This is a genomic window from Variovorax soli NBRC 106424, from assembly GCF_001591385.1.
GTDB classification, from domain to species: Bacteria; Pseudomonadota; Gammaproteobacteria; order Burkholderiales; family Burkholderiaceae_C; genus Variovorax; species Variovorax soli.
Genome location: NZ_BCUU01000138.1, coordinates 1 through 10,767, shown reverse-complemented (window position 1 = coordinate 10,767; position 10,767 = coordinate 1). Strand labels below are relative to the sequence as shown.

The following is a 10,767-nucleotide window of genomic DNA, read 5'->3' as shown; positions in this document are numbered from 1 at the left end:
GCGGCGTCGAACAACGCAGCGGAGTTGGAGATGCCGCAAGCCCCCATCCCAACCTTCCCCCAGAGGGGGAAGGAGCAAGACAGAAAGGAGTGCTGAGATGTTCGACTGGATGGTCTGGACCACCCCCGTGGCCGTGTTCTTCTGCTGCATCGCGCTCATGCTGGTGGGCATGACCGTGTGGGAAGTGAAATCGCCCACCACCTTGCGCCGCGGCTGGCTGCCCATCGAGACCACGCGCGGCGACCGGCTCTTCATCGGGCTGCTCACGGCGGCCTACATCAACCTGGCCTTCGTGGGCGTGGCCGGCAAGCTGCAGGAATGGCTCAGCCTCGATGCCGAGCCGTCCATCTGGTGGGGCTTCGGCCTCTCGATGGCCGCGCTGCTGCTGCTGATGCGCAAGGGCTGAACGGCCCGACCCGCTTTCTTCATCTATTCATTCACAGGGATCCGGCCCGCCGCTGCCCCGGGGCCGTTTGAACTCCAAAGCAAGGAGGGGCAGCACCAACGAGGAGACACTGCTATGAAGAAGATGCGCCGCACCGCGCTGGCCCCGGTGGCATTGGCCGCCGCAGCCTTTTGCATCGGCCACGCCGCATGGGCCGGCGAAGCCGAAGCCAAGAAGTGGATCGACAGCGAGTTCCAGCCGTCGACCCTGTCCAAGGCCGAGCAGGAGACCGAGATGAAGTGGTTCATCGAGGCGGCCAAGAAGCTGCAGGCCAAGGGGGTGAAGGAAATCTCGGTGGTGTCCGAAACCATCACCACGCACGAATACGAATCGAAGACGCTGGCGCGGGCGTTCGAGGAGATCACCGGCATCAAGGTCAAGCACGACCTGATCCAGGAAGGCGACGTGGTCGAGAAGCTGCAGACCTCGATGCAGTCGGGCAAGTCGATCTACGACGGCTGGATCTCCGACTCCGACCTGATCGGCACGCACTACCGCTACGGCAAGATCATGAACCTGACCGACTACATGGCCGGCAAGGGCAAGGAGTACACGAATCCCGGGCTGGACCTGAAGGACTTCATCGGCACCAAGTTCACCACCGCGCCGGACGGCAAGCTCTACCAGCTGCCCGACCAGCAGTTCGCCAACCTGTACTGGTTCCGCGCCGACCTGTTCGCCCGCAAGGACCTGCAGGACAAGTTCAAGGCCAAGTACGGCTACGACCTGGGCGTGCCGCTGAACTGGAGCGCCTACGAGGACATTGCCGAGTTCTTCACCAACGACGTGAAGACCATCGACGGCAAGCCCATCTACGGCCACATGGACTACGGCAAGAAGGACCCCTCGCTGGGCTGGCGCTTTACCGATGCGTGGCTGTCGATGGCGGGCACGGCCGACATCGGCACGCCCAACGGCCTGCCGATCGACGAATGGGGCATTCGCGTGGCCGACGACAAGTGCACGCCGGTGGGCGCCTCGGTTTCGCGCGGCGGCGCCACCAATTCGCCGGCGGCGGTCTACGCGCTCACCAAGTACGTGGACTGGATGAAGAAGTACGCGCCCAAGGAAGCCACCGGCATGACCTTCGGTGAAGCAGGCCCGGTGCCCGCGCAGGGCCAGATCGCGCAGCAGATCTTCTGGTACACCGCCTTCACCGCCGACATGACGAAGGCAGGCCTGCCGGTGGTGAATTCGGACGGTACACCCAAGTGGCGCATGGCCCCCGGACCCAACGGACCGTACTGGAAGCAGGGCATGCAGAACGGCTACCAGGACGTGGGCTCGTGGACCTTCTTCGCCGCGCATGACGAGAACAAGACCGCGGCCGCATGGCTGTATGCGCAGTTCATCACGGCCAAGACCACGTCGCTGAAGAAGACCATCGTGGGCCTCACGCCGATCCGCGAGAGCGACATCCAGAGCAAGGCCATGACCGACATGGCGCCCAAGCTGGGCGGCCTGGTGGAGTTCTACCGCAGCCCGGCGCGCGTGGCCTGGTCGCCCACCGGCACCAACGTGCCCGACTACCCCAAGCTCGCGCAGCTGTGGTGGAAGAACGTGGCCGAGGCCGTGACGGGCGAGAAGACGCCGCAAAAGGCCATGGACAACCTGGCCGAGGAGATGGACCAGGTGATGGCCCGCCTGGAGCGCGCCGGCATGGCCAAGTGCGCGCCCAAGCTCAACGCCAAGGGCGACCCCAACAAGTGGCTGAGCGACCAGCACGCACCGTGGAAGAAGCTGGCCAACGAGAAGCCCAAGGGCGAGACCATTGATTACGGCAAGCTGCTGACGGCCTGGAAGGAAGGCAAGGTCCGCTAAAGCGCTGGCGGGGCACCTGCCGCCGTGCCGCGACGGCCGGGGAGGCGAGACCCTCTCCGGACCGGGGTCGGCACGGCAACGCTAGTGTCGCGTCATGCTCGACCGGCGTGGCGCGTTGTTCCTTGCGGTTTGGCCGCTGCTGGCGCACGGCCAGCCGGGCCAGGATCTGGCGGCGCGCATGCGCAGTGGCCGCTGCGTCGTCCTCATGCGCCATGCGCAGACCGATCCTGGTGTGGGAGACCCGCCGGATTTCGACCTGGCGCAATGCGCCACGCAGCGCAACCTGAACGAGGCCGGGCGAAGCCAGGCGCGGGCCGCCGGCGCCTGGTTCCGCGAGCGGGGCCTGCAACCCTCGGTCGTGCTGACCAGCGCCTGGTGCCGCTGCATCGACACCGCACAGCTGGCTTTCGGGCGCCACGAAACCTGGCCGCCGCTGAACTCGAGCTTTGGCCGCGGCGATGCCCGCAACCGGGCGCGGCCTCTGCTGCTGGAGCGCCTGTCGCGGGTCGGCGCCGGGCGCTTCGAAGTGTGGGTGACCCATCAGGTCAACATCGGTGCCTTCATCGGCGAATCCACCGCCATGGGCGAGGGCGTGCTGGTGGATACGGCCGGCAAGGTGATGGGGCGAAGCAATTTCGCCTAGAGTCCTCTACCCGCACTCATGACCCCCCATACGCTCGACCACGCCGAAGCCTCGCTGCGCCAGTACGCCGGCGAATACGGCGCGCACGAACATGACCACGTGCAGGTGCTGGTGGGCCTGGCCGGCCGCCTCGAGCTGGAACTGGACGGCCGCGCCGCGTACGTCGACGCCTCCTGCGGGCTGATCGTGCCGGCCGGCATCGTGCACGGCTATGAGGCCTCGGGCCCGGCCAAGGTGCTGGTCATCGAAAGCCCGGTGCGCGCCGGCCTGGCGCGCATGCGCCGCTTTGCGCCGCCTGCGCACTGGAAGGACCTGCGCCAGGCGCTGGACGCCTCGGCCGCCATGGAGGAGCTGGCCGGCGTGGACACGCTCTTGCAGCGCCGGCCCATCGACCTGGCCAAGCTGGAATCGCACATCGACGGCGAGCTGCACGGCAGCTGGGGCACGGCGCGGCTGGCTGCCCTGTGCCAGTTGAGCCCGCAGCGCTTTCATGCGCGCTTTGTCGAGCTCACCGGCATGGCACCGGCCGCCTTCGTGCGCCAGCGCCGGCTCGACGAGGCACAGCGGCTGCTGCGCGCGGGCCTCTCGCTGGAGGCGGCGGCGCTGCAGGTGGGCTACGCCAGTGCCAGCGCGCTGGCCTTTGCGCTGCGGCGCGAGCGCGGCGTGGGCGCGCGCGGCCTGCGCGGCTGACACAAGCCCGCGCGCAGGACGAGAGTTTCTCGACATTCAGCACGTGCCGCGCGCGCAGCATGGCGGCATGCAGACACGTCCTGGACTCGGCGTCGCCATGGTGCTGGCGGCGGCCGCCCTGTGGGGAACCACCGGCACCGCGCAAGGCCTGGCGCACGGCCAGCTCACCGCCGGCTGGTTCGGCGCGCTGCGGCTCGTGGTGGCCACCGGTTTCTTCGCGCTCTATGCCTGGGCGACGCACCGCCGCTGCGCCTTCGAGCCGGTGCACGGCCCGCTGCCATGGAGCGGCGTGCTCGGCGCGGGCATCTGCATGGCGGTCTACAACCTGGCTTTCTTTGCCGGCGTGCGCCTGACCGGCGTGGGCCTGGGCACCGCGATTGCGCTGGGCAGCGGCCCGTTGTGGGCGGGCGTGCTGCAGGCGATGGTGACGCGCCAGCTGCCCTCGGCGCGCTGGTGGCTGGGCACGGTGGCGGCCGTGGGGGGCGGGGCGATGATGGCACTGTCGAGCAACAGCGCCGGCCAGGGCTTGAGCTGGCCCGGCATCGCGCTGTGCCTGGCGTCAGGCTTGTCCTATGCGGTCTACACGCTGCTCAACAAGCAGCTGGTGCGCTACGCCAGCGCGGCCAGCATCACGCTGCGCGCCTTCGGCGTGGCCGCGCTGCTGGCGCTGCCCGCGGCATGGATCGAAGGGGGTGCGCCTGCGCCGGTGGCGGCGGACTACTGGGCCGTGGCCTATGTGGGCGTGGTGACGGCCGGGGTGGCCTACCTGCTGTTCAGCCAGGCGCTTCGTCACATCTCGGCGGCCACCGGCGTCACGCTCGCGATGGGCGAGCCCGTGGTGGCCTTCACGCTGGCGACGCTGGTGCTGGGCGAGCAGCCGGGGGCAATGGCCCTGGCCGGCCTGGTGCTGGTGATCGCCGGCGTGCTGGTGGTGGTGCGGGCCGAACTGCGCGCCGCGCGGGCCCAGGCGCCGGCGTCGCAGCCTCAGTCGGCCCGCATCGCGGCCTTGACCTCTTCGCCCAGCTCCAGCACCGACATGGCGTAGTAGGCGCTCCAGTTGTAGCGCGTGATCACGTAGAAATTCTTGGTGCCCGCCACATAGGTGGCGGCGTCGTAGCCGTTCTGCAGTTCGATGAGGGCCAGCAGCCCGTCGTACTGCCGCACGGCCGGGGGCAGCACCGCGCCGGCCGCGCCGAAGCTGTCGGCGCTGAAGGTGGGCAGGATGTCCGGCGCGAGCAGCACCGGCTTGTTCAGCCGGGCTTCGTCGAAGCTCACCGGGAAGATGGCGGGCCGGCCGGGCTCCCATCCGAAGGCCTTGAAGTAGTTGGCCACCGAGCCGATCACGTCGGTGGGGCTGCCCACCAGGTCGATGCGGCCGTTGCCGTCGTAGTCGACCGCGTACTTGGCGATGCTGCTGGGCATGAACTGCGGCATGCCCATCGCGCCCGCGTAGCTGCCCAGTGGCGCGAACGGGTCTTCGGCGGTGCGGCTTTCGGTGCTGAGGAAGCTCTCCAGTTCGCCGCGGAAGAAGGCCACGCGCTGCGCCGCGCGCGGGTGCGCATCCGGAAAGTCGAAGGAGAGGGTGGCCAGCGCGTCGATCACCCGGAAGCTGCCCATGTTGCGGCCGTAGATGGTTTCCACGCCGATGATGCCCACGATGATCTCGGCCGGCACGCCGAACTCGCGTTCGGCGCGTGCCAGCGCCGCTGCGTTGTCGCGCCAGAAGCGCACGCCGGCGGCGATGCGCACCGGGTCGATGAACCGGCCGCGGTACACACGCCAGTTCTTCGGCGCGCCACCCTGGGCGGGCAGCATGAGGCGCGGTACGTTGGGCAGGAAGCGCGCACCGCCGATGATGCTGCGCACCCACTCGCGGTCCAGGCCCTGGCGCTGGGCCACTTCGTCGGCAAAGGCCATGGCGTCGGCACGCGTCGCATAGGGGGCGCCGCTGGCCGCCAGGGAGAGTTTGGTGCCGGCGGGCTTCTTGCCCGCGGACTGCGGCGCGCCCTTGCGCGGGCTGGCGGCCAAGGCACCGGTCGCGCCGCAGGCGGCGATCAGGAATGCGAAGGCGAGCGAGGCAAGGGCGAGGGGTTTGGAGGTCAGGGGCGTGCGGCGCATCGGCGAATTGTGCCGTCGGCCCGAGCTGCTCTTTCCTGGGGATGTGCCTCTGTCAGAACTGGTTACAGTCGAGGGTTTGCTCTCTGCCGTCCGGCATCTCTCGTCTTGTCCGTCTCCCACGTTGATTCCGGCCCGTCGCCTGCGCGGGTGACCACTGCCATTCCCGGCCCGCGCCGCAAGCGGGTGCTGGTCGTCGACTACTCGCAGACGGGGCAGTTGCGCCGCGTCATGGAGCGCATCGTCGAGCCGCTTCGGGCCGACCCGCTCGTCGACGTGCATGTGGAAAGCCTGCGGCCGGTGCCGGAGTATCCGTACCCCTGGCCCTTCCTGCGCTTTTTCGACGCCTTCCCCGAATCGGCGCACCTGGTGCCGCCCGCCCTGGCGCCGCTCACGCTCAAGGGCGACGAGGACTTCGACCTGGTCATCCTGCCCTGGCAGGTGTGGTTCCTGGCGCCGTCGCTGCCCATCACCGGCTTCCTCAAGCATCCGCTGGCGCCGCGCCTGCTGGCCGGCAAGCCGGTGGTCGCGGTGGTGGCCTGCCGCAACATGTGGATGCTGGCCTTCGAGAAGCTCAAGGGCATGCTGGCCGCCAATGGTGCGCGCCTGGTCGACCATGTGGTGCTGACCGACCCCGGCCCGACGCTGGCCACGCTCTTCACCACGCCCGTTTGGATGCTCAGCGGCCGCAAGAAGGGCTTCTGGGGCATGCCCGACGCAGGCCTGACCACCGAACAGATCGACGGTACGCGCCGTTTCGGTCGCGCCCTGCGCGACGCATTGGCCCAGGGGCAGGAGCAAGGGCCCGGTCCGCTGCTGGCTGGCCTGGGCGCCGTGCAGGCGCAGCCGCGGCTGTATTTCGGCGAGAAGACCGGCACCCGCAGCTTCTACCTGTGGGGCAAGCTGCTGCGCGCGGCGGGCGGGCCCGGCGCGGCTGCGCGCAAGCCCCTGCTGGCGCTCTACTTTGTGTTTCTTTTCGTTCTGATTGTCACGCTCTTGCCGCTCAGCCTGGGCCTGCAGGCCTTGCTGCGCCCTTTTTTCAAGCAGCGGCTCTCTAGAATCCAGGCCCAGTTTGAACTGCCTTCCGGCAGCGCCACCGATCGCTGCCATCTGTATGGGGACTGACGTTTTTCTGACCCGCAGTGCCGCGCACCTGCCGGGCCCTGCTATTTCGAACGACGAGATGGAGGACGTGCTGGGCCGCGTGGGCGGCCAGCCCTCGCGCGCGCGCCGCGTCGTGCTGCGCAACAACGGCATCGTGTCGCGCCACTACGCGCTCGACCGAGAGAGCGGCCGGGCGACGATGAGCAATGCCCAGCTCACCGCGCAGGCGATCCGCGCCCTGGGCGACGACCTGGGGCCGGTGGACTGCCTGGCCACCGGCACCTCGCTGCCCGACCAACTGCTGCCCAATCACGGCGTGATGGTGCATGGCGAGCTCGGCTGGCCGCGGCTGGAGGTCGTGTCGCTGGCGGGCATCTGCCTGGCCGGCGCGGCGGCCTTCAAGCATGCCTGGCTGTCGGTCAAGGCCGGCGAGGCGCAGCGGGCCGTGGCCACCGGCTCCGAGCTGGTGTCGCCGCTGCTGGCCGCGCGCCACTTCGAGGCCGAGTCGCAGCACCGCGTGGTGCAGTTGCAGGAGCGCCCCGAGATCGGCTTCGAGAAGGACTTCCTGCGCTGGATGCTGTCCGACGGCGCCGGTGCCGTGCTGATGGAGCGCGAGCCCGCCGGGCCGCGTCCGCTGCGGGTGGACTGGGTGGAGCTCTCGTCCGCCGCCCACGCGCTGCCGGTGTGCATGTACGGCGGCGCCGACCTCGATGCGCAGGGCCGGCTGCAGGGCTGGGCCAGCTTCGACTCGCAGGACTGGCGTTCGCAGTCGGTGTTCGCCATCAAGCAGGACGTGCGCCTGCTCAACGAGAACATCCAGGCCGCCACCCTGCGCGACCCGCTGGCCGAACTGGTCCAGCGGCGCAAGCTGCGCGCGGACGACATCGACTGGTTCCTGCCGCACCTGTCCTCGCACTACTTCTTCGAGCCGGCCGAGGAGGCGCTGGCCGACGCGGGCCTGCCGGTGCCGCGTTCGCGCTGGTTCACCAACCTGGCCACGCGCGGCAACACCGGCTCGGCATCGCCTTTCATCATGCTGGACGAACTGCTGCGCTCGGGCCGCATCGAGCGCGGCCAGCGCCTCTTGATGTTCGTGCCCGAGAGCGGGCGCTTCTCCAGCGGCTTCATCCACCTCACGGCTGTGTAGCCCCGTTCCCGATGGACCTCGACGCCGTACCGCAGGAAGGCAACGCCACGCTGGCGGGGCACCGCAAGCTGATGTATGCGCGCGCCGCCGACGGACGCGTGGTCGGCGTGACATCGGCCGGCTGGGAGGCCGAGGAAATCGTGACGCTGCATGCCGTCGATGCGATCGATGCGCAGGCGGATGTGGCGCTCCAGCTCGCCCGCCAGGGCCTGGCCTCGCCGCTGGAATACTGGATGCACAAGCGCCGCATGGACGTGCCGCTGCTGGCGCAGACCACGGGCCTGTGGCAGTGGCGCGTGCGGCGCCACCTGCGGCCCGAGCGCTTCGCCCGTCTCCGCGCCGGGCTGTTGGCCCGCTACGCCCAGGCCCTGGGCCTGACCGAAACCGAATTGCGGAGCCTGCCTTGAGCTTTGAGCACCAGCACGCCGCCCATTGCGAGAGCGGCGTCATCTCCAACCTGCTGCGCCACCACGGCGTGGACATGAGCGAGAGCCTGGCCTTCGGACTGGCGGCGGCGCTGTCCTTCGCCTACCTGCCGTTCGTCAAGGTGTCGGGCCAGCCGCTCATCTCGTACCGCATGCCGCCCAAGGCGATCATCAAGGGCATGCTGGCGCCGCTGGCGGCGCGCTTTCGCTTCGAGACCTTCCGCAGCCCCGAGGCTGGCGAGCGCCGCCTGAACGAGTTGCTGGACCAGGGCCGCCTGGTGGGCATGCAGACCTCGGTGTACTGGCTGCCGTACTTTCCGCCGGACATGCGCTTTCACTTCAATGCGCACAACCTGCTGGTGTACGGGCGCGACGGCAACGACTACCTGGTGAGCGACCCGGTGTTCGAGACGCCCATGCGCTGCGCCGCGCCCGACCTGTCGCGCGCGCGCTTCGCCCGCGGCCTGCTGGCACCCAGGGGCCTCATCTACTACCCCGACTCGGTGGGGCGCACCGAGGTCACGGCCGACGCTTTGCGCCGCGCCATCCGCAAGACGGCACAGCGCATGCTGGCGCCGGTGCCCATCGTGGGGGTGCGCGGCATGCGCATGCTGGCGCGGCGGCTGGAGCGCCTGCCGGTGAAGGAGGCTGCAAGCCTGGACTTCGTCGGCCACATGGTGCGCATGCAGGAAGAGATCGGCACCGGCGGCGCGGGCTTTCGCTTCATCTATGCCGCCTTCCTGCAGGAGGCCGCGCAGCGCGGGCAGATGCCGCAGCTGCTGCCTTTTGCCGACCGGCTCACGGCCATCGGCGACGGCTGGCGCCTGTTCGCCCTGGCGGCGGCACGCATGGTCAAGGGGCGCGACGCACTCGACCCGCCGGCGCTGGCGCAGCGCCTGCGCGCACAGGCCGACGCCGAGGAAGGCTTCTTCCGCGACCTTCGCCAGGCCGTGGCCTGAGCGGGCCGCGGCCCCTGCGCGCATGCTGAGCGTCCAACACCTGAGCCACCGCTATGCCGGCGCCGCCGACGCGGCGCTGGACGATGTCTCGCTCACGGCTTCGCGCGGCAGCGTGCTGGGCCTGCTGGGGCCGAACGGCGCGGGCAAGACCACCTTGCTGGCGCACCTGGGCGGCGCGTTTGAGCCGCGCCAGGGCCAGGTGCTGATCGACGGCGAGCCGCTGGCACGGGTGCGCGAGCGAACGCCCACGCGCATTGCGCTGGCGCCGCAGGACCACGCCTTCTATGCCACCCTGAGCGTGCGCGAGAATCTGGCCTGCTTTGCCGCCGCCTGCCGGCTGCGCGGCGCGCGCAGGCGGGCGCGCATCGACGAGTGCGTGCGCGTGGCGCAGCTCGAGCGCTTTGTCGACACGCGGGCCGACCGGCTCTCGGGCGGCCTCAAGCGCCGGCTCAACCTCGCGATCACGCTGCTGGCCGAGCCGGAACTGCTGCTCTTCGACGAGCCCACGGTGGGCGTCGATCCGCAATCGCGCACCTTCCTGCTCGAGACCATCGCCGGCCTGGCGCGCGCCGGTGCGGCCGTGATCTACACCTCGCATTACATGGAGGAAATCGAGGCCATTGCCGACCGCGTGCTGATCCTCGACCATGGCCGCGTGCTGCGCGACGACACGCTGGACGGCCTGCTGCATTCGGGCGGCAGCGTGCTGCGGCTGGCGGCGGCGGGGCTGGATGCCGGCTTCCTGGCGCAATTCGGCACCGAGGTGCAGGCGCCCGGGCCGGGCGGCCTGTGGTCGGTGCACCTGGCGCCCGGTCAGTCGCCGGCCGGCGTGCTGGCGGCGGTGGAGGCGCGCGGCGCACGCATCACGCAGGCCGAGTTTGGGCGCTACACGCTCGAGCATCTGTTCATGGCGCTCACGCAGCGCTCGCTGCGGGATTGAGGATGCTCCCAGGTCTCATCCGCAAGGAACTGCTCGCACTGTCGCGCGACCTGCACGGCCTGGCGGCGCTGTTCCTCATGCCGGCGCTGTTCATCGTCGTGATGTCGCTGGCGCTGAAGGACTACTACCAGCCGCCGCTGGATGCCTTGCGCTACGTGGTGGTCGACCGCGACGGCGGGGTCCTGGCCAAGCGGTTGTCGAAGGCATGGATCGAGACACATGGCGTGCCGCAGGAGACACCCGCCGACTGGCAGGCGCGGCTTCACCAAGGCGCGCTGAAGTACGTGATCGTGCTGGACGCGGGCCTCAGCCAGGAACTGGAGGCACCGTCGCTGCCCACCCAGGCCCGCGTGCACCTGCTGGCCGAACCGGGCATCGACGGGCATCTGCTCAATGCGCTGCATGCGGAACTGCTCGGCGCCGCCGGCGAGATCAAGGCGCGCCACGCGCTGCTGGACGCCGGCGCACCGCCGCCGCC

The 10,767-nt window shown here is 69.8% G+C and carries 11 protein-coding genes and 1 pseudogene; 11 read left to right on the top strand and 1 reads right to left on the bottom strand.

Going from position 1 to position 10,767, the window contains the following annotated elements:
• The first annotated feature begins 97 nt into the window (after window positions 1-97).
• The 5 genes from VSO01S_RS24445 to VSO01S_RS24425 all read left to right on the top strand — a co-directional run bounded on the left by VSO01S_RS24445 (window position 98) and on the right by VSO01S_RS24425 (window position 4,644).
• Complete coding sequence (locus VSO01S_RS24445; RefSeq protein WP_068645385.1) at window positions 98-406, top strand: DUF2160 domain-containing protein; 309 nt, start codon at window positions 98-100, stop codon at window positions 404-406.
• Between the two features lie 114 nt (window positions 407-520).
• Window positions 521-2,266: an ABC transporter substrate-binding protein gene (locus VSO01S_RS24440; protein WP_068645384.1), complete on the top strand. Its 1,746-nt coding sequence runs from the start codon at window positions 521-523 to the stop codon at window positions 2,264-2,266.
• A gap of 115 nt (window positions 2,267-2,381) precedes the next feature.
• The gene (locus VSO01S_RS24435; RefSeq protein ID WP_245684317.1) at window positions 2,382-2,909 is read left to right on the top strand and encodes a histidine phosphatase family protein; all 528 of its coding nucleotides are present in this window, start codon (window positions 2,382-2,384) and stop codon (window positions 2,907-2,909) included.
• A gap of 18 nt (window positions 2,910-2,927) precedes the next feature.
• Complete coding sequence (locus VSO01S_RS24430; protein ID WP_068645382.1) at window positions 2,928-3,599, top strand: helix-turn-helix transcriptional regulator; 672 nt, start codon at window positions 2,928-2,930, stop codon at window positions 3,597-3,599.
• A 67-nt stretch (window positions 3,600-3,666) separates the two neighbouring features.
• Window positions 3,667-4,644: a DMT family transporter gene (locus tag VSO01S_RS24425; RefSeq protein ID WP_084242094.1), complete on the top strand. Its 978-nt coding sequence runs from the start codon at window positions 3,667-3,669 to the stop codon at window positions 4,642-4,644.
• Here the strand turns inward: VSO01S_RS24425 and mltB are convergent.
• Window positions 4,584-5,717, bottom strand: a complete 1,134-nt coding sequence (mltB, locus tag VSO01S_RS24420; RefSeq protein WP_068645381.1) for a lytic murein transglycosylase B — start codon at window positions 5,715-5,717, stop codon at window positions 4,584-4,586. The two genes, VSO01S_RS24425 and mltB, sit on opposite strands and share 61 nt — an antisense overlap.
• 147 nt (window positions 5,718-5,864) lie before the next feature.
• Here mltB and VSO01S_RS24415 point away from each other — a divergent pair, with 147 nt between their 5' ends.
• From VSO01S_RS24415 to VSO01S_RS24390, 6 genes and pseudogenes are all read left to right on the top strand, one after another.
• A complete protein-coding gene (locus VSO01S_RS24415) occupies window positions 5,865-6,839 on the top strand; it encodes a hypothetical protein (RefSeq protein WP_068645380.1) in 975 nt (324 codons plus the stop codon).
• Complete coding sequence (locus tag VSO01S_RS24410) at window positions 6,829-7,965, top strand: beta-ketoacyl-ACP synthase III (protein ID WP_068645379.1); 1,137 nt, start codon at window positions 6,829-6,831, stop codon at window positions 7,963-7,965. Before VSO01S_RS24415 ends, VSO01S_RS24410 begins: the two co-directional genes overlap by 11 nt.
• Window positions 7,966-7,976: 11 nt before the next feature.
• The gene (locus VSO01S_RS24405) at window positions 7,977-8,372 is read left to right on the top strand and encodes a DarG family dialkylresorcinol biosynthesis protein (protein WP_068645378.1); all 396 of its coding nucleotides are present in this window, start codon (window positions 7,977-7,979) and stop codon (window positions 8,370-8,372) included.
• Entirely contained in the window at window positions 8,369-9,349 is a 981-nt protein-coding gene (darH, locus tag VSO01S_RS24400) for a BtrH-related acyltransferase DarH (protein WP_068645377.1), read from the top strand. The genes VSO01S_RS24405 and darH overlap by 4 nt, the downstream gene beginning before the upstream one ends.
• 22 nt (window positions 9,350-9,371) lie before the next feature.
• Window positions 9,372-10,289, top strand: a complete 918-nt coding sequence (locus VSO01S_RS24395; RefSeq protein WP_068645376.1) for an ABC transporter ATP-binding protein — start codon at window positions 9,372-9,374, stop codon at window positions 10,287-10,289.
• Between the two features lie 2 nt (window positions 10,290-10,291).
• A pseudogene (locus VSO01S_RS24390) lies at window positions 10,292-10,767 on the top strand (ABC transporter permease); the annotation flags it as partial.

Bases quoted from the DNA above. Each gene is read 5' to 3' on its own strand.
- VSO01S_RS24445 (WP_068645385.1), top strand. From the start codon at position 98: ATGTTCGACTGGATGGTCTGGACCACCCCCGTGGCCGTGTTCTTCTGC.
- VSO01S_RS24440 (WP_068645384.1), top strand. From the start codon at position 521: ATGAAGAAGATGCGCCGCACCGCGCTGGCCCCGGTGGCATTGGCCGCC.
- VSO01S_RS24430 (WP_068645382.1), top strand. From the start codon at position 2,928: ATGACCCCCCATACGCTCGACCACGCCGAAGCCTCGCTGCGCCAGTAC.
- VSO01S_RS24425 (WP_084242094.1), top strand. From the start codon at position 3,667: ATGCAGACACGTCCTGGACTCGGCGTCGCCATGGTGCTGGCGGCGGCC.
- mltB (WP_068645381.1), bottom strand. From the start codon at position 5,717: ATGCGCCGCACGCCCCTGACCTCCAAACCCCTCGCCCTTGCCTCGCTC.
- VSO01S_RS24410 (WP_068645379.1), top strand. From the start codon at position 6,829: ATGGGGACTGACGTTTTTCTGACCCGCAGTGCCGCGCACCTGCCGGGC.
- VSO01S_RS24405 (WP_068645378.1), top strand. From the start codon at position 7,977: ATGGACCTCGACGCCGTACCGCAGGAAGGCAACGCCACGCTGGCGGGG.
- VSO01S_RS24395 (WP_068645376.1), top strand. From the start codon at position 9,372: ATGCTGAGCGTCCAACACCTGAGCCACCGCTATGCCGGCGCCGCCGAC.